The organism is Paenibacillus sp. Y951, from assembly GCF_056786395.1.
In genome coordinates this window covers 133470-157028 of sequence record NZ_JBXCIY010000005.1, presented here as the reverse complement: position 1 = coordinate 157028, position 23559 = coordinate 133470, and the positions used below count along the sequence as shown (strand labels likewise).

23 protein-coding genes and 1 tRNA gene are annotated in these 23559 nt (G+C 38.8%); 14 read left to right on the top strand and 10 right to left on the bottom strand.

The genetic code is table 11. The features are described 5' to 3' along the window. Positions 1 to 3: 3 nt before the first annotated feature. From AC1TPB_RS09220 to AC1TPB_RS09210, 3 genes are read right to left on the bottom strand one after another with little or no spacing between them, the layout of a single operon-like run. Positions 4 to 1101 (bottom strand): Ger(x)C family spore germination protein, encoded by a 1098-nt coding sequence (locus tag AC1TPB_RS09220; protein WP_482076206.1) that lies wholly within the window; start codon positions 1099 to 1101, stop codon positions 4 to 6. Continuing rightward, complete coding sequence (locus AC1TPB_RS09215; RefSeq protein ID WP_482076205.1) at positions 1079 to 2197, bottom strand: GerAB/ArcD/ProY family transporter; 1119 nt, start codon at positions 2195 to 2197, stop codon at positions 1079 to 1081. Before AC1TPB_RS09215 ends, AC1TPB_RS09220 begins: the two co-directional genes overlap by 23 nt. Next, entirely contained in the window at positions 2194 to 3531 is a 1338-nt protein-coding gene (locus tag AC1TPB_RS09210; RefSeq protein WP_482076204.1) for a spore germination protein, read from the bottom strand. Before AC1TPB_RS09210 ends, AC1TPB_RS09215 begins: the two co-directional genes overlap by 4 nt. A 120-nt stretch (positions 3532 to 3651) precedes the next feature. Here AC1TPB_RS09210 and AC1TPB_RS09205 point away from each other — a divergent pair, with 120 nt between their 5' ends. Further along, complete coding sequence (locus AC1TPB_RS09205; RefSeq protein WP_482076203.1) at positions 3652 to 4653, top strand: MBL fold metallo-hydrolase; 1002 nt, start codon at positions 3652 to 3654, stop codon at positions 4651 to 4653. 149 nt (positions 4654 to 4802) lie between these two features. Here AC1TPB_RS09205 and AC1TPB_RS09200 read toward each other — a convergent pair whose 3' ends face one another. Beyond that, a complete protein-coding gene (locus AC1TPB_RS09200; RefSeq protein ID WP_482076202.1) occupies positions 4803 to 5342 on the bottom strand; it encodes a phosphatidylglycerophosphatase A family protein in 540 nt (179 codons plus the stop codon). 307 nt (positions 5343 to 5649) lie between these two features. Between AC1TPB_RS09200 and AC1TPB_RS09195 the strand changes: the two genes are divergently transcribed. Next, positions 5650 to 6702 carry a GerMN domain-containing protein gene (locus AC1TPB_RS09195; protein WP_482076201.1) on the top strand — a complete coding sequence of 351 codons (1053 nt, stop codon included), beginning with the start codon at positions 5650 to 5652 and terminating at the stop codon, positions 6700 to 6702. Positions 6703 to 6847: 145 nt separating this feature from the next. Here AC1TPB_RS09195 and AC1TPB_RS09190 read toward each other — a convergent pair whose 3' ends face one another. Further along, positions 6848 to 8479 carry an S-layer homology domain-containing protein gene (locus tag AC1TPB_RS09190; protein ID WP_482076200.1) on the bottom strand — a complete coding sequence of 544 codons (1632 nt, stop codon included), beginning with the start codon at positions 8477 to 8479 and terminating at the stop codon, positions 6848 to 6850. 408 nt (positions 8480 to 8887) lie between these two features. On the opposite strand from AC1TPB_RS09190, the gene rph reads away from it, so the two are divergent. The 3 genes from rph (at position 8888) to AC1TPB_RS09175 (ending at position 10869) form a co-directional block, all read left to right on the top strand. Then, positions 8888 to 9628, top strand: a complete 741-nt coding sequence (rph, locus tag AC1TPB_RS09185) for a ribonuclease PH (protein WP_482076199.1) — start codon at positions 8888 to 8890, stop codon at positions 9626 to 9628. Beyond that, on the top strand, positions 9629 to 10279 hold the full coding sequence (locus AC1TPB_RS09180; protein ID WP_482076198.1) for an XTP/dITP diphosphatase: 651 nt from the start codon (positions 9629 to 9631) through the stop codon (positions 10277 to 10279). A gap of 98 nt (positions 10280 to 10377) precedes the next feature. Then, on the top strand, positions 10378 to 10869 hold the full coding sequence (locus tag AC1TPB_RS09175; RefSeq protein WP_482076197.1) for a hypothetical protein: 492 nt from the start codon (positions 10378 to 10380) through the stop codon (positions 10867 to 10869). Between the two features lie 40 nt (positions 10870 to 10909). Here the strand turns inward: AC1TPB_RS09175 and asnB are convergent, their stop codons facing one another. Beyond that, positions 10910 to 12754: an asparagine synthase (glutamine-hydrolyzing) gene (gene asnB / locus AC1TPB_RS09170; RefSeq protein WP_482076363.1), complete on the bottom strand. Its 1845-nt coding sequence runs from the start codon at positions 12752 to 12754 to the stop codon at positions 10910 to 10912. A gap of 128 nt (positions 12755 to 12882) precedes the next feature. Here asnB and AC1TPB_RS09165 point away from each other — a divergent pair, with 128 nt between their 5' ends. Both AC1TPB_RS09165 and AC1TPB_RS09160 read left to right on the top strand, forming a co-directional pair. Next, positions 12883 to 13224: a hypothetical protein gene (locus AC1TPB_RS09165; protein ID WP_482076196.1), complete on the top strand. Its 342-nt coding sequence runs from the start codon at positions 12883 to 12885 to the stop codon at positions 13222 to 13224. Between the two features lie 175 nt (positions 13225 to 13399). Next, positions 13400 to 13999 carry a P-loop nucleotide/nucleoside kinase family protein gene (locus tag AC1TPB_RS09160; protein WP_482076195.1) on the top strand — a complete coding sequence of 200 codons (600 nt, stop codon included), beginning with the start codon at positions 13400 to 13402 and terminating at the stop codon, positions 13997 to 13999. Between the two features lie 203 nt (positions 14000 to 14202). On the opposite strand, the gene AC1TPB_RS09155 is transcribed toward AC1TPB_RS09160, so the two are convergent. Next, positions 14203 to 15030, bottom strand: coding sequence for an AraC family transcriptional regulator (locus AC1TPB_RS09155; RefSeq protein ID WP_482076194.1), 828 nt, complete (start codon positions 15028 to 15030; stop codon positions 14203 to 14205). 252 nt (positions 15031 to 15282) lie between these two features. On the opposite strand from AC1TPB_RS09155, the gene AC1TPB_RS09150 reads away from it, so the two are divergent. Both AC1TPB_RS09150 and AC1TPB_RS09145 read left to right on the top strand, forming a co-directional pair. Beyond that, entirely contained in the window at positions 15283 to 16362 is a 1080-nt protein-coding gene (locus AC1TPB_RS09150; protein WP_482076193.1) for a Gfo/Idh/MocA family protein, read from the top strand. An 18-nt stretch (positions 16363 to 16380) separates the two neighbouring features. Further along, a complete protein-coding gene (locus tag AC1TPB_RS09145) occupies positions 16381 to 17217 on the top strand; it encodes a sugar phosphate isomerase/epimerase family protein (RefSeq protein ID WP_482076192.1) in 837 nt (278 codons plus the stop codon). Positions 17218 to 17319: 102 nt separating this feature from the next. On the opposite strand, the gene AC1TPB_RS09140 is transcribed toward AC1TPB_RS09145, so the two are convergent. Together AC1TPB_RS09140 and AC1TPB_RS09135 are read right to left on the bottom strand one after the other, a co-directional pair. Continuing rightward, the gene (locus tag AC1TPB_RS09140) at positions 17320 to 17793 is read right to left on the bottom strand and encodes a hypothetical protein (protein ID WP_482061528.1); all 474 of its coding nucleotides are present in this window, start codon (positions 17791 to 17793) and stop codon (positions 17320 to 17322) included. Positions 17794 to 17878: 85 nt separating this feature from the next. Then, positions 17879 to 18514 (bottom strand): pyridoxamine 5'-phosphate oxidase family protein, encoded by a 636-nt coding sequence (locus AC1TPB_RS09135; RefSeq protein WP_482076191.1) that lies wholly within the window; start codon positions 18512 to 18514, stop codon positions 17879 to 17881. Positions 18515 to 18624: 110 nt separating this feature from the next. Here AC1TPB_RS09135 and pdxR point away from each other — a divergent pair, with 110 nt between their 5' ends. Then, a complete protein-coding gene (gene pdxR, locus AC1TPB_RS09130) occupies positions 18625 to 20121 on the top strand; it encodes a MocR-like pyridoxine biosynthesis transcription factor PdxR (protein WP_482076190.1) in 1497 nt (498 codons plus the stop codon). 83 nt (positions 20122 to 20204) lie between these two features. Here pdxR and AC1TPB_RS09125 read toward each other — a convergent pair whose 3' ends face one another. After that, on the bottom strand, positions 20205 to 21002 hold the full coding sequence (locus AC1TPB_RS09125) for a DUF2935 domain-containing protein (RefSeq protein ID WP_482076189.1): 798 nt from the start codon (positions 21000 to 21002) through the stop codon (positions 20205 to 20207). Between the two features lie 191 nt (positions 21003 to 21193). On the opposite strand from AC1TPB_RS09125, the gene AC1TPB_RS09120 reads away from it, so the two are divergent. The 4 genes from AC1TPB_RS09120 to AC1TPB_RS09105 all read left to right on the top strand — a co-directional run bounded on the left by AC1TPB_RS09120 (position 21194) and on the right by AC1TPB_RS09105 (position 23377). Then, complete coding sequence (locus AC1TPB_RS09120; RefSeq protein ID WP_482076188.1) at positions 21194 to 22456, top strand: DNA polymerase IV; 1263 nt, start codon at positions 21194 to 21196, stop codon at positions 22454 to 22456. Then, a complete protein-coding gene (locus AC1TPB_RS09115; RefSeq protein WP_482076187.1) occupies positions 22453 to 22926 on the top strand; it encodes a YhjD family protein in 474 nt (157 codons plus the stop codon). Before AC1TPB_RS09120 ends, AC1TPB_RS09115 begins: the two co-directional genes overlap by 4 nt. A gap of 15 nt (positions 22927 to 22941) precedes the next feature. Continuing rightward, complete coding sequence (locus AC1TPB_RS09110; protein WP_482076186.1) at positions 22942 to 23190, top strand: YolD-like family protein; 249 nt, start codon at positions 22942 to 22944, stop codon at positions 23188 to 23190. A gap of 110 nt (positions 23191 to 23300) precedes the next feature. Continuing rightward, positions 23301 to 23377: transfer RNA gene (locus tag AC1TPB_RS09105), tRNA-Arg, on the top strand. The last annotated feature ends 182 nt before the right edge of the window (positions 23378 to 23559 follow it).

Sequence of the window (23559 nt, the reverse complement as noted above, 5' to 3'; positions counted from 1 at the left end):
CAATTATCTTAACAATCCTGAATCCTTAACTTTCATACTCGTATCTACTTTGAATTTCATACTTTTGTAAATAGCTGGCCAATTTTCATCAAAGTCTGCCAAATCATAGTCAGCTCTGTATCTTAAACCAAACCCCAATGGGTCGACACCTGCTTCTTGAATCTTCACAAGTAACTGCTGAGTTTGTTCGGAATATGCATCTTGTAATTCTTTGAGCTTTTTATTATGATCCTCAGATTTTTCATTCACGGGTGCTTCTTCGAATGCAACAACTTGGTCTATTTTCATATTAACAGTAGGTTGTTCCTCGTTTTTAATGGAATATTTTGTTTTAATGCTATTAATTGCTACGACATATGGTGGTTTTGGAAATGAGCCGTAAACGTTTGTAACTTTTAAGTGACCTGAAACTTGATTAAATAGCTGTGTTTCTTCTGGGGTTAAAATGAGAGTGATTTTCTCTTTGTTAAGTAAAGCAACACGATTGACAATATAGGTGGTATCATTCTGCATTTCAACTATTGGTAGTATGGGATCAAGACCTTTCTCGTTGACTCTTCGGAAAAGGTCTGTCAAAAGTTCTACATACGTAAATGATGAGTCAGTAGCATCATTACTGAAAAATAGATTCAATGCGTTACCTGGAATACGTTCAACAGTAGGCTGCTTGGAAATAGTGTCTTCAGCTGTAGGTGTTCCGACACCAATAGCTGCAATGTTCTGTATATCTCTTCGTCTTGCCATCCAATACACAATATCTTGAATGTTACGATTAGCCATCTCTTCACCAATCAGAAATACATTACAATGGCCGAAATCGATCTCCTTATCTACTTGAGCTTTCAGCATTCGAACACCTTCAGCAATAGTAGCACTATTTATTGCTTCGACTTGAGTTTTTGCATTACCAGGATCAATACTTACTGAGGGTACAGCTAATTTAATAGTTATTCGAAATGGTTTTTCATCATCACCTGAATAATCAATGCCAGTAGCAACAACGAAGTAGCGCTTATCAATATCTTTGAATCCACATCCACTGAGTAGTAAGATACAAATGATATTAAGAAAAACAGTACTAAGAAGCAGTTTTTTTCTCATACTTTCTCACCTTTTTCTTACTTAAAATATAGATCCAAGTCGTTGTTAATGTTTCAGAGAATAATCTAAATATTAGAAAATAAGCTGAGAATTTTAACATTTCAACATCATTAACTTTTAACATGGTGACAAACGTTATAATTACAATGCATCCTGCTATAATATAGCTTCGAAGTGGGGGTTTCTTCTCATCAGGATCAACGACATTTTTTGGAATGATGGTTCTTATATATTCGATGACCATATGCCATCCAATTATTGTAAACGTTAATGCGATGTTGATAAGTACAATTAAGAAAACAAATAACATTCGTTCGATAAATCCGTACATCATGCGAGTAGAATCCGTAGTTGCACTCCATAGAAAAACATATTGAGCTACTGTCTCCGTTCCATGGATTCCAATGGGTACAAAGAAAGTGATTAATAGAAAGACAAAAGCTATAAGTGGATATGACCATAAGTACTTGAATTTGAAATTAGGCGGTAGTATACGATTGAAAAGACCCATATTCAGATAGCCCGTAAAAACGAAGCTTGCACAAGCAAATGAGAGTAGCGTTGGCATATGATCGATGTGATTAGCAACTACACGTACAGCATCCCAATTCATCAATGGGTTTTTAATTGTTTTGTACATCACGAAAGCAAGAACTGGAAGGCTAAGCAACAATGCTATTTCTAAGATGAAAGCAATACTGACTGTTGAGCGAGTTGCCGCATAAGCACATACTGTCAACAGCAATATAAGCATGACGTACTGATTAGCATTAGGGTTCAAAAAGCTAGTAATGATTATTGCATAGGTAGAAATAACCAATGATCCAGCTATACCAATAAGTATTGCTTTGTATACCATTACTATGTTTACTACCCATTTCGGGTAGAACAGGCTAAATATCTCTGGTAATGCCTTACCAGGGAATTTGGATAAGCTGGAAGTGAACATATATAGAAATATATATCCTACAATCGGACTAAGAACAATCGACATAACTGCTCCACTATATCGTTCAGATGTCAAAAAGTAGGGGATGAGTAACATTATATTGGTAAAGCAAACAATAAAGTAGTTATAGAAAAAGTAACGATTCATCTTGCACCTGCCTGTCCAATATCTCCTTCTTGCGGAGTGAATTTACCACGTATTCTGAAATAATACTCGCCAAAACTTCTCATATTACACAAATAAACAATATAGAAGTATAATCCGACACATACGCCAGTTAGGCCAAAGAAGATAGCAATAATGATGATCGGATACTTCAAGAATCTAACGGCCAATGTCATCGAATAGACAGGAAGCACAAAATTACTAATGGCCATAAGTGAAGTGACAATGATCATGACACTACTAACTAATCCAGCTTGTTGAATGGCACTACCAAGAATTAGACCACCTACGGTTGTGGATGCTGGTCCGATAAATCTCGGAATACGAATACTTGATTCCAATAACATTTCAATCATAACGAGCATGATGAATACTTCAACGAAAGATGGATATGGAACAACAGATCGACTCGCAACGAGAGAAAAGGCGAGTTGGAGTCGGAAGATCTCCGGATTGTAGGACAAGACAGCGATATATAGTCCCGGCAAAGTCACTGTGATGAACAGTGCGATATACCGTACGGCAATAAGTAGTCTAGTCATCCAAAATGACTCATAGTGATCCTCGACCGCATGGATAAAATCAAAGAAGGTAACAGGTAAAATAAGCGCGTATTGAGAACCTTTTAAGACAAGCACAATTTTCCCAAGTGACAATGCTCGCGAAATACGATCGACTCTTTCAGTCATCAATAATGTAGGAAATAACTGATATTTTTTGCTGGAAAGTATTCGTTCTAGCTCTCCAGTTGAATTAATTAAATCCAGATGAATGGCTTCAATTTTATTCATAACAAGTTTCAATGTATCTTGATTTGCCTTCTTTTGGTCATATAAAATATAGAGACTAGTCTGCGAAATAGTACCTACTTGTGTTAGATCTATTGTAAGTTCGGGTGACATATAGGCATTGCGAATTAGATTGAGTGCAATCATTGGATCTTCACTAATGGAATGTTGTGGACCACGAATGGTGCTTTCAACTTGCGTTACTGGAGCATCATTATATTTATAATGCATCGCATCAAATGCATAGATAATGTTTTGATATTGTATTAATGCTTGACCACGTAATAACAGATCTACCCAACTAGCAGGGTCTTCTACGACGTTAAAGTTAGAGTTAGACTGAAATAAACTTGAAATAGGGTATTCATTTTTGGAGAAAGGAACGGTAATAAATTTATTGATTTTTGCTTCGTCAATCAATGGTAGATAGAATGCAAGCTCAATCGTTTGTTTACTAATTGGATGAGTTAGTTCTTTTTGTATTAAATCTTCCGATGGAGATAAGATCACTTTTAATCGTTCTAACATTGCACCCACCCTTTTCCAAATAATTAAAGGTAGTATGCGCTATTTTTTCAAAACTATGCTAAAATGACCGTTATTATATAAGGTACGTAAAAACGGATGTAGAGGATTGGAGAGAGTAGGATGGAACAATTGTGGCAACGACAAACCGAATATATTATTCAAATAAAAGTGCCTGTCCCATTTTCTTTGAAATGGGTTAATAGCTATATTATATTAGAACAAACGGGCTATACGATTATTGATCCAGGCTTAAAAACGGATGAGAGTATTGCAGTATGGATGCAAGTGCTTTCTGAGTTGGAGTTGGAGTGGAAAGATTGTGTGAAAATCGTTATAACACATCAGCATCCAGATCATTTTGGGTTAGCAGGGTTTGTTCAGCAGCTAAGCGGGGCGCCTGTTTATATGACGGAGGAAGCCTATCAATATACGCTGAAGCTATGGGGCGATGAGCGCGCGTATTATGAGCGTGCTATGTCAGCGCTCTTGCAGATGCATAGTGTACCTGTACCTGTTGAACAAGCAATATTGCTCAATTTACAACAGTTTCAATCTAGAGTAGAGCCATTTCCGGCAGTTACATATATTGTAGCAGGTGATCAGATTGAGCTAGGTAATAGCAACTGGGAGATCATTGAAACAAAAGGTCACGCTTATGGACAAGTTATGTTCTATGAACGAGGACAACAAATCATTATCTGCGGGGATCAGGTGCTACCACGAATTACGCCGCATGTTGGTGTTATTCCAGGTGAAGACAAAGATGTGCTACATGAATTTATTATAAATTTGCAGCAAATCGCTGAGCTTGACGTAAAGCTTGCACTGCCAGGACATCGCGAGCCGTTTGAGCAATTTTCGCAAAGAATTTATGAAATTATTGCTCATCATGAACGTCGTCTTGAAAAAATCGAGCAATATGTGATCGAGCAACAGGCAGTAGATGCTTACACATGCTGCGAATGGATATTTGGTACTCATCTTCATCTTAATGCTCATAACATGCGTTTTGCTTTGACTGAAATCATTGCTCATCTGGAAGAGTTGGTTCGACAAGGTCGCATCAATAGTGTGAGGACAGATGAAGGAATTTTATTTACGAGCGAAACGATCGATAAGTAATCCATGCGAATAGAGCTTTATCATCAAATGTAGGATAGAAAGTTAAATCCAATAGTACGCTACAAAAAAAAGCAAACAGCAGAGGAATATTCCCTTGCTGTTTGCTTTTTTTACTAATTATATTAGGTACCTTCATAGGATATAAATCATTAGTCTAACGGAGGTGTTGTTGCACCTTCACGTTCGGCTTGTTTGCGATGTGCATAACGACTCGCAGCAGAAGCAGCAATTGCCCCAACAATATCGTCAAGGAATGTATGAACATCTTTGCCGTTCTTTTCGTTAAGTGTTTTTAGAATACCAGGTTTTAATTTATCAACATAGCCAAAGTTAGTGAATCCGATACTTCCGTACACATTGACAATTGATAAAGCTAAAATTTCATCACAGCCATAAAGGCCCTCGTCATGCTCAATCATTTCTTGAAGCGGGGAAATTAGTTTTCCTTCTTCTGCTAGAATGTCTAATTGAATTCCCGTCAAGACAGCATTCTGAACTTCGCGCTTGGACAGCACAGCTTCAACATGAACAATACAATCCTCCACTGTTAAGTCGGTTGAATAATCTTTTTGCAGAAAATGGACAAGTTCAGCAATATGAGTTGTCGTTATTCCGCGTTCTTCTAATAGTTTATATGTCGCCTGCGCAACAGCATTACTATTCAAACTATATTTACCTGTGTATAACATATCAAAACCCTCCTAAAACTTTTAATTGGCCTACTTGATATACTTCATGTTAATAAAAAGTCACTTCGTAAGCATTAACTAAACTTTTTGTAGCTTCCAGAGATGCTTCATTGGAACAAAAAGTAGCAACGGAAGCATAAGCTAAACTCTCGTTTTTTACTTGCTTTACTTCACTTCAAAGAAAAATACATGAAAGCAGATGTTATTTTGGACAAAACTGGTCTAAAAATTGTAAGGCTCGTATACATATTACTATAAAAGACAAGTTGTACAAAGTTTTTGATGAAAATAGGGGAGGATTTATACAATGGAAATGAAAAGATGGTTGCGTTCAACAGCGCTATTAAGTTTGATGGTGGTTCCGATGTTAGTTACAGGATGTGGATTATTCTCGAAATCTGCTTCTGAGGCGATAGATCCACCACAGACAGAAGTTATTGAAGGTCAAGATGAACAGACAAGCAGTTGGTTCAATACTATTGAGGGTACTACACAATACACAGTTTATTTGCAAGATCAGAATGGTTACCTTGCTCCGATCTCATTACCGATGGCGTTGGCTGAAGAAGAAGTAGTAGGTAGTAAATTGCTAGAAATTATGGTCGATCAAGGGATGTACTCTACAGCATTACCAGCTAATTTTCGGGCACTAGTACCACAAGGGACTGAAGTGTTATCTTATGAGCAGAACGAAGAGACAGGCATCGTAACGGTTAACTTCTCAGAGCCATTTATTGATTATAATGCAGGTGATGAGCGTGCAATAGTTGAGGCGATTACATGGACACTAACCTCTCTAGAAGGTGTTGAAGGTGTATCGATTCAAGTCGATGGCGAGGCTCTAGGTGAAATGCCCGTCGCACAATATCCACTTGCAACGGTAATAGATCGCTCGATCGGAATTAATATTGAGCTAGCTGAAGGTGTGAATTATTCACAAGCATCTCCAGTAACGATCTACTTCTCAGCAGAAACTGTGAATGAAGAACAGTATTTCGTTCCAGTTACTCGTATGATTAATCGTACCGAATCTCAAGCGGTAGCGGCGATTGAACAGCTTATCGTAGGTCCGCAAAACGCGAAAACATTAACTTCAGTCATTCTGCCAGATGTAGCTGTAACTGGAATCGAAGAGTATGATGGCGTTGTTCATATTGATCTTCAAGATGTTGCCTATGAAGCGGGACAATTCGTACCTTCAGAAATGCTGAAAGCAGTGATTCTATCTGTAGCTGAAAATACTGGTGTACAATCCGTTCAAGTACGTATGAATGGTGACATTAATATTTTTGACGAAAATAACAACTCCTACAGTGAGCCGGTATCAATTCCTGTAAATGTGAATGCATTGAAAATGTAATTAGGCTCGCTAAGGATTTTGAGCTGGCGCGCCCGTGTAGGTTCTAGCCTTTCTCATGGTAACGAAAAGCCTTCCAATTCATTTTGGAAGGCTTTTTGTAATTATTCAAGTAAAGTAATTAATAGATACCAATATACTTTTTGTGCTATTTCAATTCAGAAATAGAGTAGAATTCCCGATGACTCGAATCATGTGGCGTATTTAAAACTGCATTTGGAGTTAAACTAATGTCATTTAATACTCTATCGGAAGGAACGCCTGTAGTTAATCTCAAAAGTGTTGATGAATCAACTTTTATGTTCTTCTTAGGTACAACCTTCATATGTACAGTTTTCGTCGTGCCTTTCGATGTATGATTAACGTTTTGCATAACTTCGAAGGAACCTGCTCCTATTCTCTTCATCTCGGTTATTCGCTCTTCCGTCATACCTCCATCATTAATATGACCCTCCCCAATACCATACATGGTAACTTGCAACTCTAAATTATTTTTCAATTCGTTAGGTGTTTGGGTATAAACAATGATATAAGCATTTTTAATATTTTCGATGGGGAATTGGCCACCGCTCCATGAATCCCGATACAGTTCACTCATCGGGTATTTGATTTTATTCCAGTATGGGTGGTTAGGATCATCTGTATCAATGACATATATGCCAGTAATCGATCCTTTATAATATTTGGATTCGAAATTCAATAATTCTTCTTTAAATTTAACTGCATTCTCGATACCAAAAAAGTCAGGCCAAATACTAAATAGATTTGTTTTATGCCAATTAACTTCTGCAGTTTGTAAGGCGTATTTGTCGATAGGTAACACATCTCCTGCTAGGTATTTTTGAACTCTCTCAATAACGACTACTGCTTGAGCTCTTGTTGTCACATCATTTAGTGAAAGATTACCTTTACCTGTACCTGACATCAAACCACGTCGAATAACCTCAAACAACTTTTGATCTGAATCCATTGCATCGAAATATTTATCAACGTTCTTTTGTATTATTCTGGTTGTCATCAAGAAACGTTCAGCAAAGTCTAAATGACGCTTATAGCTAGGGAATATTTCCATTTCATTCGCATTTAAACAGTCGATAGTCTCAACATTATCTTCACGTCCATCATATAGTATTGCACTACAATATGATCTACCTGCCAATTCATTTTCTTCGATAAATTTGGGTTGGATTGTTCTATACCAGTCCATAATTTTTAATTTGTTTTGACGAGGTGAATTGAAATCACTCCAATCAAAATCCGTCTTAAGGTTAGTTTCAATCACTTTTATATCTGCTTTAAATTCAGGATACATTTTTATTACACGATTAAAATCGGTATATATCTTATTTTGTGTTTCAAATAATGCCGTTTTACCATATTCATGTGTCACATTTTCCAAAATACCAGCCATTGCTTTTCTGGTAATGGATGTTTCTAACGATTTAGAATTTCCATTATATATTTTGTTTTCTTTAATAACTTGAGAGTATGGATCAAACCATGAATCTTTTGCTTGAGCTAGATCTACTGGAAGTTGTAGTGCTCTCACGAGCATGGCAATAAATTCTTGCCCTGTAATATTAGCATTAGGTCTAAAAGTATTATCAGCATAACCAGTTACATACCCCTTCTTTAATGCCTGTTTAATTGTTGCTTCTGCCCAATGTCCCTTGATATCATGTACTTCAATATCTTGGATCATATTTGCTGACAATGAAAATGGTAATCCGATTGATACTAGGATGGTTAAGGTAATAACCATTTTAATTATTTTTTTCATTCTTTCATCCCCCAATTCATTTTCATATAATAGAATGCATAAAACTACTATGTTTACTTGTAAAGTCATAATAACTATTTTTTGTGACATTATATATTTTAACACATATTGGATATTTTTTATGATAATTCACATGACTACATCTCTTTCCCAAAATAAAGTAGGTTAAGATTGTTTGAGAGGGTAGTTTAAAGGAGGGAATTGTAGGGAAATATGAAGAGCTAGATACAATTTACTGGTGCATTTACATAGATGCTTTGTTACAATAAGAAATGTTGTACATATCTGAAGTTCGTTTCTTGAACATGTACATATAGATTACAATAAGATAGAATTTTCTTATCCAATACTTTTCTGCTATGAGATGTATTACGGATGAAAATGAAAAGTTTTAGGAGGCATATTAATATGAGAATTGACAGTCGTCAGCCTAATGAGCTTCGGCCCGTTATAATAACAACAAACGTTAACAAGCATGCTGAAGGTTCAGTGCTAATCCAATTTGGTGATACAAAGGTGCTTTGCACAGCTTCTGTTGAGGAGCGCGTTCCACCATTTATGAAAGGTCAAGGTAAAGGCTGGGTAACAGCAGAATATTCCATGCTTCCAAGAGCAACGCATACTAGAAATCATCGTGAAGCGAATCGTGGTAAATTAACAGGACGTACGATGGAAATTCAACGTCTTATCGGACGAGCACTTCGTTCCGTTGTTAATTTACAGGCGTTAGGCGAACGTACGATTACATTAGATTGTGATGTGCTGCAAGCTGATGGCGGTACGAGAACAACTTCAATTACAGGTGCATTTGTTGCCCTTTGCTTAGCGATTGAACATCTAGCGAAACAGCATAATTTTGCTACATATCCGATTAATGATTTTCTTGCTTCGGTAAGTGTTGGCGTTATTAATGAGATACCGATGCTTGATTTGAACTATGAAGAAGATTCCAAAGCAAAAGTAGATATGAACGTTGTGATGACAGGTAGCGGCAAATTCGTTGAAGTTCAAGGAACAGGCGAAGAGGCTCCATTTACAAGATTAGAGCTTAATGAATTGTTAGAGCTAGCCGAGGCAGGAATTGAAGATCTGATTGAAAAGCAGAAAGAAGCGATCGGTGCTGCTGCTGATAAAATTAGAGGTGAGTAGATGAGCGCCATTACGACAATCGTCATTGCGACGAAAAATGAAGGTAAGGTAAAAGAATTCGCTCATGCCTTCGCCAAGCTAGGCATCGAAGTGAAAAGCTTATTCGATTATCCGTCTATTCCCGATATCGTTGAAGATGGGGATACGTTTATCGCTAATGCCAAGATTAAAGCGAAAGTGACTGGCGATGCCATTGGAGTTCCAGTGTTAGCTGATGACTCCGGTTTGTCTGTTGATGCACTAGATGGTGCGCCAGGTGTATACTCTGCACGGTTTTCTGGAGAAGGAGCGACGGATTCAAGCAATAATGCGAAGCTGATCCAAGTGCTTCAGCAATTGGATGCGCAGTTAGCGCTTGATCCGCTTGCAGATGGCTCGCAATTGTTAAGTAATGCACAGTTTCGCTGCGCATTAGCATTGTATATTCCAGACACTGAGCAATTTATCGTGGCTGAAGGGCTTGTACCTGGTATTATTACAGATCGTCCACTTGGTGATGGAGGATTTGGTTATGATCCATATTTCTACGTTCCTCAGTTGGACTGTAGTATGGCGCAGCTAAGCAAAGACGAAAAAGGTAAGATCAGTCACAGAGGCGAAGCATTGAAGCAATTAATGCCCCAACTTCGGACAATGTTTGACCTACAATAACTTATAATATGAAATAAGGATGATTTCATCATTACCGAGGGGCTTGGGTAACAGATGAAACATCCTTATTTTCATATAACAATCAGCTCCGTGCTACGGTGCTAATTAAAGCAAAAAGTATCCTTGTTTGTCTGTTAATCCGTGCTACGGTGCTAATTAAAGCAAAAAGTATCCTTGTTTGTCTGTTAATCCGTGCTACGGTGCTAATTAAAGCAAAAAGTATCCTTGTTTGTCTGTTAATCCGTGCTACGGTGCTAATTAAAGCAAAAAGTATCCTTGTTTGTCTGTTAATCCGTGCTACGGTGCTAATTAAAGCAAAAAGTATCCTTGTTTGTCTGTTAATCCGTGCTACGGTGCTAATTAAAGCAAAAAGTATCCTTGTTTGTCTGTTAATCCGTGCTACGGTGCTGATTAAAGCAAAAAGTATCCTTGTTTGTCTGTTAATCCGTGCTACAGTGCTGATTAAAGCAAAAAGTATCCTTGTTTGTCTGTTAATCCGTGCTACGGTGCTGATTAAAGCAAAAAGTTTCATTGTTTGTCTAGTAATCCGTGCTACGGTGCTAATTAAAGCAAAAAGTTTCATTAATTAGCTCGGAACAGCGATAGTCCTCGCAGCGTACCCCAGCGCATTTACACTATACTAACTTTGTTTTCTTTCATCCACACATTAATTTGATACAGATAAGCGTAGAGCTGCGGACCCGACATTAATTGTCCGAACCATGGTATTAAGGAAGAGGATTGATCGGATTTCATTACTTTTTCAATAACGTCTTTGTTAATGAGTTGCAATATCGGAGAGCTATCATCATGCAAAATATCATTCATTAATCCGGTAACGGCAGCCAAGTAGGCAGGATTATGCGTCTTAGGATAAGGACTTTTCTTTCTTGTAATAATCTCTTCGGGCAATATTCCTCGTAATGATTGGCGCAAAATTCCCTTCTCACGATCTCCCGATGTTTTGAACTCCCATGGAATATTGAATACATAATCAACTAAGCGATGATCACAGAATGGTACGCGTACTTCAAGACCAGCAGCCATACTCATCCGATCTTTACGGTCTAACAACGTTGGCATAAATCTAGAAATATTCATATAGGACATTTGCCTTACTGCGCGCAGATGAGCATCTTCACCTTGCAAGTGAGGAACTTCATAAGTAGCTTCTTCAAATCTTTGCGCTGCATACTGCTGCGGCTTAATCCAATCAATTAGTTCAGGCGAAATAATAGTACTGCGGAATTGTGTGGCAAGTGACCAAGGAAATTGCCTTGCATATAACGTTTCATCCTTATGAAACCATGGATAACCTCCGAAAATTTCATCAGCTGCTTCGCCAGAAATTGCAACGGTAGCATCCTTTTTAATTTCACGGCAAAATAGAAGTAGGGAGGAGTCGATATCAGCCATACCTGGTAAATCTCTTGCAATCGTAGCGTCATATAATGCGGAGATGAGATCGGGTGTATCGAACTGCACATAATGATGAACGGTAGACAGATGGGAGGTCATTAATTCGATGTACGGAGTGTCATTATTAGGTTGGAATGAATGTGCCTTGAAGTGTTTATCGTTGTCGACGTAATCAACAGAGTACGTATGAAGAGGACTATCATCTTTATCGCGATAGAATTGTACTGCCATTGCGGTTAATGCACTTGAATCTAGACCACCTGATAACAAAGTGCAAATGGGCACGTCACTAATCATTTGTCGGTTCATTGTATCTAATAGAAGCTCTTGAACATGATCTACGGTCTGTTCCATCGTATGTTCATGCTCTTTGCTTTCAAGTTTCCAATATGTTTGTAACCTCGTCCCCGATTTATTAATCGTCATACATTGTCCTGCTTTAAGCTCTGATATTCCTTCATATACACCATGGCCGGGAGTACGGGCTGGTCCTACGATAAATATTTCTGCCAATCCCTCGCGACTAACTTCGGGTTTGACTTCTGGATGAGCTAGTAATGCTTTCAATTCAGAACCGAATATGAAGCGGGTGCCTTGGTCAGCGAAAAAGAGTGGCTTCACACCGAGCCGATCCCTTGCTAGAAATAATTCTTCCTGCTGAACATCCCATACAGCAAATGCAAATATACCATTCAAATGCTCCAAGCAGTCTTTTCCCCAGTGCATATACGCTGTTAACAATACTTCCGTATCGCAAGTTGTTGTAAATCGCCAACCATAGGAAAGTAATTGCTCGGTAAGCTCTTGCGCATTGTATATTTCACCATTATATACGATGATAAATTGATCGTTTTCCCGATATCTCACCATTGGCTGAGCACCATTATTGGGGTCCATTACTGCAAGCCGACGATGTCCGAATGCACAATGTACAGATAACCAAGTTCCAGCGGCGTCTGGACCTCGCGGTGTGAGTGTATCTGTCATGGCTTCAAGTAGTTCACTGCTATGCAGTAAGTTATTCTGCCAGTCTATCCATCCTGTCATACCACACATAAGCTTCATTCCTCTCTTTCTTGACACTAACCTTACATACTATAACGTATATGTGCAAATGAGAATAAAATGTCTGTCCATAAGAGAAGCTAATAATAAGCTTTTATTATATACAGCGTTGGAGGAAAATGATGGATAAGAATGGGATTGATCATACAGAGGACAACCGTAAAATTTATTACGTAAATGTGCAATCAAGACAGCTTTATGAGCAGCCAGACATTGCTCCTTATCATCTGGTCATTATAGCTAATGCTAGCGAGCGGGATGGGGTCATTGAACAGTTTCATAAGGTGGGAAATAGTGATGAGGGCACACTAGAGACGATGTTTCAATTGCATAACAACAGTCCTGACATGAGTATGGTCAACGATATGCATGATGATCGACTGCAGCAGCTTTACCAAGAATTATACAAGCTCGGTACTGACGAAACAAGGCGGCATATTGAACAAATGAGAATACTTTAGACAAAAAATTTGTTGTGAACGTACATAGACGAGCATATCTAGTTAGAGAATATGACACAATGTGAGAAATAAATGTTAAGTATTTCAGCTATTCCTTTGTAATGCGGTTGACATTTTTCTATACTTTGTGAGAGATTAAGAAGAGTATTTACACAACATAATGGAGGATTTCATCTTGCAAAAATTAGTTTTCTTCGTAGGAGTAGCAGGTACAGGAAAAACAACGGTAGCAAAAATTTTAAGTAAGCATCTACCAGCAGCGTTTCTAGATCGCGATACAGTAGGTGGTCGATTTGTCGAAGCGTTTCTTAAACTGAAAGGTTTGGATGTCAATGATCGTGATTCTCAGTTTTATAAAGAGAATCTTCGTGATCTTGAATATGATACAACCAAAGATATTTGTATCGAAAATTTGGCAGCAGGACAAAACGTTTTCATGATCTCGCCATTTACAGCGGAGCTTCGTAATCAACAATGGATTGAAGATGTTATTGGAGCAGCAGGGCTGACGAAAGAGCAAGTGGATGTGAAGGTTATTGTGGTAACACTGCAAGATATCGAGCTTCAACACAATCGTATTATTGACCGTCAAACGGAACGTGATCGTTGGAAGCTGGATAACTGGGGTGACTTCGAACAACGCGTTAACTTTGTTCCGGAAATTAACTGGAAACTGCCAGATCATTCGATATTAGTGTTCGACAACAGTGGAGAATTGACGAAAGAGAAAGAACGGCAATTGATTGATTTTGTAATGAATTATGTTACCAAGTAGTAATGACTTTAAAGATGGAAATTTGTTTACTATTAAATACGATAATCATTGAATCTACAAACAACAGGGCAGCATCGTTTATGCAAACGATCGCTGCTTTTTTGTTTTGTAACTTAAATGTTTTGGCTATGCTAGCTAATTTATGATGAGGCGATAAGCACTTATCAATTTTTTATGCTTTTGTAGATGCTATAACGCATATATTAGCTAAGCTGTTTCAGCTTGCGATAATCTTTGGGTACAATGCCTTTGGATTGTTTGAAAATTCGTGAGAAGGTAGTGTAGGAGCCATAGCCTACTTCAAGCGCAATCTCAGATACACTTAAGTCTGTTGAGATTAGTAGACTACAGGCATGACGTAATCTTAAGTCATGCAGGAAATGAACAAAGGTTTGACCGGTTGTATGCTTAATTACTTCACTAATCCGCGACATGCTAAGTGCAAAAGTACTAGCTAGCTCTGCCAGTGTCAAATTGTCCTGATAGTGCCGATGGATATAGTGAATGATTGGCCAGACTGCTGCTCTTCCCTTGTTACCGTAATTGGTAATGATCGGTTGATTAGCATGCTTGCGTCGATAGCGATCAAAGTATATTAAAATCTCCTTCAATCTCATTTGCAGCATCAATTCACGCCAAGGCTCCTCACTATGGTATTCGCGATACATGTCCTCGATAAGCTGCTGCATATGTGCAAGGTCGTCACCCTCTAATTGAATAAAAGGTGGGAGTATGCTGTGATCTAGTACATCGAGCAATGTTTGCTCTTGTCTAGTCTCCATAAGTAAATCCATACTGAAGGAGCAATTGTATAGTTGAAGCTTGCTTCCTTTATCTGTAATGATTTCATGTACTTGATAAGGGAGTAAGAAAGTAAACGTACCTGAAGCCATACGATGTGTAGTATCGTTGATGGATTCTAAGCCGCTCCCTGCAAATACATAAGAAAATTCCAAAAAGTCATGGCGATGTGGTCGAAAACCATGTTCCAGCTTATTTATACTAATATGTAGTGGAGAAGCAGTATTCATATTGGGATACGTTTTCAGGTAATCGGGAAAGTAAGTCATGATATGATTCAATCCTCCGAAGATATGAGACTTATTTCGAAAAAACAGCAATCTTTCTATTGAAGTATATTCTAAGATGATAGAAGGAATCAATGCATATTTTATAATGATAAAGCGCTTACTACATGAAACCTTACGTTATGCTTCCGATGTACTTTTCATTTCCAGGAAAGTAAATCAAGTAGCTAATGAAAAATTTGAGGAGGTATTATCTTGTCTGAACAAAATAAAATTAGAATAGGTATTATTGGTGGGGGAAATATTGGCGGTGTTCATGCCAAAGAATTTACAGAGCTAGTTCATGAATGTGAAGTTATAGCGATTACCGATGTCTATCTAGCGGCTGCCAATGATAAGGCTAAGCAATATGGCATACCATATGTAGCTGAAAGTGCCGAAGCTTTAATCCAGCGTGATGATATTGATGCTGTAGTTATTGGTGTGCCGAATCAATATCATGCGGATTTAGTGCTACTTGCGCTTGAAGCGGGTAAGCATGTTCTTATCGAAAAACCAATGGCTATTAATGCTGAATCCGCTCGACAAATTGTAAAAGCAAGTCAGAAGTCCGACCGTATTGTTATGGTTAGTCATCAAATGCGCTGGGAATCGATACCTATGCAAATTAAACAGCAAATAGATCGCGGTGAGCTAGGAAGAATTTATACAGCAAAAACTGGCTGGTTCCGTCGAAAAGGTATTCCAGGCTGGGGGACTTGGTTCACGCAAATGAATCAGTCAGGTGGCGGACCACTTATCGATATTGGTGTTCATATGCTTGATTTGGCACTATATCTAATGGGTAATCCGAAGCCGGTTTCAGTATATGGCGCAACCTATGCGGAGTTTGGTCCAGTGCGTAAGGGGATTGGAACATGGGGTACCCCCAATTGGAATGGAACCTATGATGTAGAGGATTTGGCAACAGCGTTGATTAAGATGGAGGATGGCAGCACGCTATCACTTGAAGTGAGCTGGGCGGTACATATGGACACGGATAATAGTCCATTTATCCATCTGATGGGCTCTGAGGGTGGAGCTAGCTATCAAGGTGCTAAAGGCAAGTTTTTAACTGAGAAATTCGATACTCCAATCGAGACAGATCTGATTAAGCCTGACAATGATGAAGGCGAACGTGCTCGTATGAGCCGCCACTTCTTAGCCTGTATTCGTGAAGGTAAGCAACCAATTACATCAGTATGGAGTGGATTTACGAATAATCTTGTACTAGATGCGATCTATGAATCGTCTCGTACAGGTAATGAAGTGAAATTGAATTGGGAACTTGACTAAAAAAGGAGACTTCATATTATGCTTAGAGGCTTATCAAGTGCAGGGCTAGGAGCGTTGGAAAGTACTGAGCAGTTGATCCACTTAGCAGGAACATATGGCTTTGATGTTGTAGATATCGAGGCGGAGTCATTGATTCAGCAATATGGAGTAGACAAGTCAAGGGAGCTATTGACTCAGAATGGTGTTGGCATCGGTTCAATTGGTTTGCCTGTAGAGTGGAGATCAACAGAGGAGCTATTTGTACAGGGGATACTTAAGCTAGCAAAAGCAGCAGAAGCAGCGTCTACACTAGGCTGCTATAGCTGCTGCACCTATATTCTTCCTTCGACGGACATAAAGGCTGCGGCATTTATGACGACTGCTATCCGCCGCTTACGTACATGTGCACAAATACTTGGTGCATATGGTATTAGATTAGGGCTAGAATTCGTCGGTCCACACCATCTACGTACAACCTGGGCTAATCCTTTCATTTGGACAATGGAGGAGACACTGGCTTTAATCGAAGCGATAGATGAAAGAAATGTCGGCCTCTTGTTTGATTCTTATCACTGGTACACCAATGAAATGACGGTGGCGGATATTAAGTCGCTAAGGTCTGAACAGATTGTACATGTTCACATTAATGATGCGCACAATGTACCAGTATCGGAGGCACTTGATAACGGGCGACTATATCCGGGTGAAGGCGTTATTGATTTGGTAGGCTTTCTGAAGGGGCTTCAAGCTATTGGCTATCAAGGGGCGATTTCTCAGGAAGTATTGACGGCAGAAGCTCCAACGGAGTCTGTAGAAGAACTTGTACTTCGCTCTAAGCGGGGCTTTGACAAAGTTTTCGTTGAAGCAGGAATATAACAGATCTAGGAAAGATTGGCATTGTCGAAACTAATCGTATTTTCATACAGTAGTAGAAAAAACGCCTAAACCCTTGTATTTACTAAGGTTTAGGCGTTTCTTCTATATATACAATCTCTCATCATTAGTTCTAGTGTAAAGTCGCATTTTTGGTATATAGTTACTAAATTCCAAACTGGTCGACACTAATGCGAGTTCTAATTTATCGTCAAATACATAAGTATTCTCCGGAAAAGATTCATAATGATTCATAAATTTTGTGAAAGGTAATTGAAACAAATAGTAACTTCCAAGTCCATACATACCTACGTAAGGATCTTCATAATCCCACCCTACATAAACATTACCCGTGAAGGGAGGGGAATGTAATAAGTCGTCTTTTGTGACAATATCCCACTCATAGGGCATTGCTGACCAGACTGGCCAATTTTTGTTTGCTAAGTATCTTTCATATCTATGAGACTTAACATTGCAAAATGCTTGAAAAAAAATTTCCTTTAGGGTTGTTGAGTTAGATTTTCGCAATCTAACAAATCTATTATAAAAATCTCTCTCACTGAATGTTGGAAGGTTCATATTTAATTCTCCTTAAATATATTTTTAATGTAATCCCTTACCTTCTCATCGTTGCTACAGTACGAATCTATCCATTATCATATTATTAATTGCTAGTTTGATCTTTCATATGAGGACAGTAAAGATTCATAAGTCTTACCGTTTCTTGATCGAGATTTTGATCTCTATCAACTAATTGCTCACTTACTTTTTTGTTTTTTTTCTCTGACCAGTTTTGTCCGAATTTGAATTTGCTTGTCATCTCTTCCACATGGATTTTAACGATGGCAGCAGCCGCGACCTGTTTTGCATATCCTTGATCGGAAGGAACAATCGCATCGTAGCCGCCTTCTGGCTGTAGCTTTTCCATAAATGCAGTAAATACATCACATTTCACTTGAAGATCATGAACAACTTCAGCTTGACCTCTAAATAGTACGGATTTGAAAAATGCGGTTGCAGGACAAGCATATTTTGGATCATTCATATAAGAGGGGATGATCGCGTATTCTTTGGCCACAGAGAAGCTGACCTTTGAATTGGCTGCAAGAGTAGACATTTTTTCACCGATTTTACTTCCATGAAAATAAATATCTCCGTTGTAATATACATAGTTAAGCGGTGTAATGTTGGGATAGCCGTCTTCTCCGATCGTCCCCAGGAAACCAAAAGTCATTTCTTCAAGAAAAGCAATGACGTCCTCGATATTTTCATCACCCATAGCAAACTCTTTTCTTCTCACGAACAATCACCTCTACATTAGTAATGAGATTTATTGTATAACTAGAAGAGACAATTAAAAAGGTCCAATTTATAATCTTTTTACTGTACCACTTTAGAGGAGTGAGCAAGTTGGAGCTGTATTTGCCTTATTATAAATATTTTGAGCAGTATGGTCACAAAAGTGATGCTTTATTTCATGCGTTGAAAGCAGGGATATTGAGAGGCACTATTTCAGCGGGGACGAAGCTTCCTTCGAGTAGACAATTGGCTTCGACATACGGATTATCTCGTGGCACCGTTAATGTAGTTTATGAGCGATTGCATTCGCAAGGGTTTGTTCGAAGTGTAATGGGAAGCGGGACATTCGTTATCTATCATCAACTTGATGTTAACGATAGTTCACTTAAGTTGCCTGTAAATGATGCTGAATTGTCAGATTGGGGCAAACGTTTAGTAGAAATTGAACTTCATCGAGGAGAAGTTTCGCAAGTTCAACGTGGAAGTGCTAATCCTATATCCTTCACTTTAGGACAAGTAGACGTAAGACATTTTCCAGTTCATGAATGGAATCGACTAATGTTTGAGCAAGTGCGAGAACAATATAAGAAGGAGAGTGTCGATGCCTATTCTTCAGAGGGACATGCGCCGCTGCGAGAAAGTATCGCGCAGCATTTACATACATTTAGAGGGATAAAAGTTAATGCTGACAATGTTGTTATTGTTAATGGTTCTCAGCAAGCGATCGCTTTAATCATCCAATTGTTAATTAATGAAGGTGATGCTGTAGCAATGGAAAACCCTCATTACGTTGGGTTACGCAATGCTGTGCACTCTGTTGGAGGGAAGGTTCATGCTTTTCCTGTAGATGATGAAGGGATTGTATTTGCTACTAGTAAAGCTTGCTCATACAAACTATTAATTGTTACACCCAGCCGTCAATTTCCGAAAGGTGTTGTTCTTAGTATGGAAAGAAGACAACAGCTTTTGCAGTGGGCTGAGGAAAATAATGCATACATTATTGAGGACGATTATGACAGTGAATTTCGCCATTATGGAAGAGCGAATGAACCGTTAAAGTCTTTAGATCGGAATGGAAGAGTCATCTATATCGGTACATTTTCAAAAACTATGATGCAAAATATTAGACTTGGCTATGCTGTATTACCAGATGCATTGAAAAATTGGTTCACGATTGCTAAGAAGGTGTACGAAAGACATCCTAGTTCCATTATTGAACAACGTGCACTTGCGGACTTTATGAATACGGGGTTATATGATCGACATATTAGACGGATGAAGCGGATATATCGTAAAAAAGCGGAGCTATTATTAAAACTTCTAATGGAGCAGATGCAAGATGTTTTAGAGCTTTATCCAATCGATGCAGGCTTACATATTTACACAAGATGGAAAGGGATGGAAGTGGAGTTTGAGCCGTTTCTAAGACGTTGTGAACAATTGAATGTGCAGGTAGCAGATGTAAGAGGGTCTTATCTAGGGGATAGTGAACAAGCGTTTTGTCTAGGTTTTGCTCATCTGGATGAGCAGCAAATTACGGATGGTGTCATGCGCATGGTAGAGGCACGGAGCAATGTTGGGGTTGTCCAGAATGTCCAATCCAAATAAAAATCCAACCAAACTTAAAACCCGAGAATGTTGGTTTAACAGCATTCTTGGGTTTTATTTATATCCAATCAAAAATGCGAAAACTAAGCAAGATTACTGTTCAAGCTAGTTTCAAACGTATCAATAATAACGAGGAAATGTTCTGCTTCGCGAAACACATGATCTGCTAGTAGTGGATGAATAATGCTTTTAATGCGGCAGGCTTCAATTAAGTCTTTAGCAGTCTTTTTGAAGTCACGAAGCGATGTAACGGACACTCTATTTTGATCAAGGAATTGATCAAGCAGCGGCACTGTTTGCGCTTGCGGACGCATCGAGCTTAAATCCTGTGCTTGAAATAGTAATTGGTCAAATTCCTGACTGAAGTTATTAGCTTGTTCTACGAGCTGACGCTCAGAAGGATCGAGTAAGTGACTAATGAATTTGGCATGATCGGCCATGATTTTGAGGAAGAACACATTTTCATCGATGATCGCATCAGGTAAAGGCTCTAATCGTCCTGCATTTAATTCTGATAAGCGGTTTCGGAAATAATTAGCTTCCCTACTAACATGATCAACGAGTAGCGGGAAGTTATTGGCACCAGGTAACTGACATGTAACGATTAGACCAAGTACTTTTCTTTTGAAGGCCCAAATATAAGAAACGGCAGTATGGACATCTTCATTGAATTTTCTAATTACATTAGGATCTGTTCCGAACGTAAGAGCATTAGCTTTATTTTCGATAGCCTCAAACGTGGAGTAAAATTGGTTCGCTTCATTAATCAATTGAGTATCGTCACATCTGAAACCTAATCTAAGAAAGAGCGAATGTTCCTTCATGATCCGTGACCAAAACCTTATTTCTTCCAAGGAACGAACGACAAACTGATCGGCCAATGACAACATCTCCTTTGTAAGTTCAATCATTTAAGACTATATGTAAAGGGATTTCGTCCTATGTCTGTCATTATTAATGATTCGCAGTAAAGATAACGAAATTGGAATTTTTTAAAAGTTGCATATATAACGTTTGTTTGGTGTATAATAAAATAAGAACAAGTGTTCGTAAATGGAGGATGGTGTTAGGGATGTCAACTCATGAGCGCTCTATACTCCTTGTAGATGGCCAATCATTTTATGCGAGCATTGAAAAATCTGCCCACCCGGAATACTTGACGAAGCCAATTGCTGTAGGCAATCCAGAACGCCGATCAGGCATAATATTAGCGGCATGTCCGATTGCTAAAGCATGTGGTGTATCGACGACTATGAGGGCGAGTGAGGCGCTAGCTTTATGTCCTGAGCTTGTAATCATGAAACCACGTATGCAACGTTATATTACAATTTCATTGTTAATTACGAGAATATTTGAGACTTTCACTGATCTAGTGGAACCGTATTCTATTGATGAGCAATTTTTAGATGTTACCGGGTCTATGGGGATGTATGGGTCTGCCGAAGAGATTGCGCGACAAATACAGCATAAAGTTATGTTATCAACCGGAGTATGGTCTAGGGTAGGAATTGGTCCTACGAAAATTTTAGCTAAGATGGCAACAGATAATTTTGCTAAACAGATGAGCGAAGGGATATTTCGTTTGGATCAAAGCAATATTGAGCAGCAGCTATGGTCTTTGCCAATCGATAAAATGTTTATGGTAGCCTCACGTATGACTAAGCGATTTGTAGGGCGTGGGATTCATACAATTGGTGACATTGCAACAATGGAATTACCTGAATTCAAGCGGATGATGTCTAAAATTATGGGCAAGCAAAGCGACATTCAAGCTGAATATTACTGGCAAACGGCTAGAGGGATAGATCCTAGTCCAGTCGTTTCATCAATATATGGAAAACCTAAGTCAATTGGTCATGGCAAGACGCTCAAAGCTTCATTGTACGACCAAAAGGAGGATATCGAGGTTGTATTACTCGAACTCTGTATTGAAGTATGTAGTCGAGCGCGGAGACTTGGATACCAAGGAAGAGTCGTAACCCTTGCTGTAGGCGAGACAGATGGTAACCGGAGATATACATTTAATCGTCAAATGACGTTACGTCATTTCACATCCATTACGCATGAGCTTATCACAGTTGTATCGCGATTATTTAATGATCATTGGAGAGGCTTGGCAGTGAGCCATATTGCGATATCGCTTACGCAGTTAACGGGAGACGATGCGCAGCAACTCGACCTATTCAATGATCGTGCTAAAGTATATGAGCTGGAGAAGGCTGCAGATCATATCAAAGATCGTTTCGGAGAAACTGCGATTATGCGTGCATCGTCTTTATTAGACGTAGGGGTGGCTCGTGAAAGAGCAGGACAGATCGGAGGGCATTTTAAATGAGTAAATTGGATGGTAATGAGCGGTGGAAATCGAAAATGCTTCTAACCGAGCACAAGGAACAGTATGATCAACGGGACAATAATAAATTAACGGGCAGACCTACGCCAGAAGAGCTGACGAAGATTCGAGACTATATTATACTGCCACATATGATTACGATGATAAAAAAGTGTATGGACGATATGGCACTCTCACATATTGCTTTAAAGGGAGTGGTTATGAGATGCTTAGAGACCATCATGTTCCGCGTTTCCGACGATTACTATGTGCTAAAGAGAGAATTGAAAAATCAAAACATAGAAGTAGTTAGTGAAGAGACGAATGATGGTATCCTTTATTTTCGATATTATTGTAGAGGATATGAAGAAAGGTTTGGCATTGTGAGAGAAGCAATGCGTTCTGCGATAAGCATTAGGATGACCAAATATACAGAGGAGCTTGGAATCAAACTGAGAACGGGGAAAGAGTAATATGGAGGGGATAGTATGGCAAAGTATAAGGGGACGAAACGACCTACTAGGGATGAAATGATTTTGGAAGATATGGGCGAGCGCCTAGTCGAAGCCTATCAAGAAGAAGTAGAGCTGCAGCTAGAGGTTTGGAATTGGGATGAATCTGTTACAGGGAAAGTAGTCAAATTAGATTCACGAACAAGACTTGTTCACATTGAAGGAGACGGCAAGCTAACGAAAGTACCCTTCATGGACATTATGGAGATAAATAATGCCAATTAGTTTGAAACAATATAGATGAGCTCGCTGACCGCTTGGTAGCGAGTTTAAGAGAGAAATAAAAAAAGTCTTGCGTCGTGCGCGGCGTTGTGATATATTATTTCTTGTGCCGCGTCTCAGTAGCTCAGTCGGATAGAGCACTCGCCTTCTAAGCGAGTTGTCGGGGGTTCGAATCCCTCCTGGGACGCCATTACTATTCCATTTAACGATTACCATATAGAAGAAACGCCTAAACCTTAGCAGTAGCAACGGTTTAGGCGTTTTTTGTTATAATGCCATCTTGGCGAGAATATGCTATGCTTTCAATTTTTATCACCTTCTAACCGATATTTGTTTGAGTTTCTTGAACTTAGTTTAGTTTGATTGAATAAT

What these genes read in the sequence shown, in the direction of transcription:
- AC1TPB_RS09140 (WP_482061528.1), bottom strand. Translation starts at nt 17,793, where the DNA reads ATGAACCTTCCAACATTCAGTGAGAGAGATTTTTATAATAGATTTGTT.
- AC1TPB_RS09200 (WP_482076202.1), bottom strand. Translation starts at nt 5,342, where the DNA reads ATGTTATACACAGGTAAATATAGTTTGAATAGTAATGCTGTTGCGCAG.
- AC1TPB_RS09190 (WP_482076200.1), bottom strand. Translation starts at nt 8,479, where the DNA reads ATGAAAAAAATAATTAAAATGGTTATTACCTTAACCATCCTAGTATCA.
- AC1TPB_RS09220 (WP_482076206.1), bottom strand. Translation starts at nt 1,101, where the DNA reads ATGAGAAAAAAACTGCTTCTTAGTACTGTTTTTCTTAATATCATTTGT.
- AC1TPB_RS09155 (WP_482076194.1), bottom strand. Translation starts at nt 15,030, where the DNA reads ATGAATACTGCTTCTCCACTACATATTAGTATAAATAAGCTGGAACAT.
- AC1TPB_RS09205 (WP_482076203.1), top strand. Translation starts at nt 3,652, where the DNA reads ATGGAACAATTGTGGCAACGACAAACCGAATATATTATTCAAATAAAA.
- AC1TPB_RS09165 (WP_482076196.1), top strand. Translation starts at nt 12,883, where the DNA reads ATGATGGATAAGAATGGGATTGATCATACAGAGGACAACCGTAAAATT.
- AC1TPB_RS09195 (WP_482076201.1), top strand. Translation starts at nt 5,650, where the DNA reads ATGGAAATGAAAAGATGGTTGCGTTCAACAGCGCTATTAAGTTTGATG.
- asnB (WP_482076363.1), bottom strand. Translation starts at nt 12,754, where the DNA reads ATGTGTGGTATGACAGGATGGATAGACTGGCAGAATAACTTACTGCAT.
- rph (WP_482076199.1), top strand. Translation starts at nt 8,888, where the DNA reads ATGAGAATTGACAGTCGTCAGCCTAATGAGCTTCGGCCCGTTATAATA.
- AC1TPB_RS09145 (WP_482076192.1), top strand. Translation starts at nt 16,381, where the DNA reads ATGCTTAGAGGCTTATCAAGTGCAGGGCTAGGAGCGTTGGAAAGTACT.
- AC1TPB_RS09115 (WP_482076187.1), top strand. Translation starts at nt 22,453, where the DNA reads ATGAGTAAATTGGATGGTAATGAGCGGTGGAAATCGAAAATGCTTCTA.
- AC1TPB_RS09215 (WP_482076205.1), bottom strand. Translation starts at nt 2,197, where the DNA reads ATGAATCGTTACTTTTTCTATAACTACTTTATTGTTTGCTTTACCAAT.
- AC1TPB_RS09120 (WP_482076188.1), top strand. Translation starts at nt 21,194, where the DNA reads ATGTCAACTCATGAGCGCTCTATACTCCTTGTAGATGGCCAATCATTT.
- AC1TPB_RS09180 (WP_482076198.1), top strand. Translation starts at nt 9,629, where the DNA reads ATGAGCGCCATTACGACAATCGTCATTGCGACGAAAAATGAAGGTAAG.
- AC1TPB_RS09210 (WP_482076204.1), bottom strand. Translation starts at nt 3,531, where the DNA reads ATGTTAGAACGATTAAAAGTGATCTTATCTCCATCGGAAGATTTAATA.
- AC1TPB_RS09110 (WP_482076186.1), top strand. Translation starts at nt 22,942, where the DNA reads ATGGCAAAGTATAAGGGGACGAAACGACCTACTAGGGATGAAATGATT.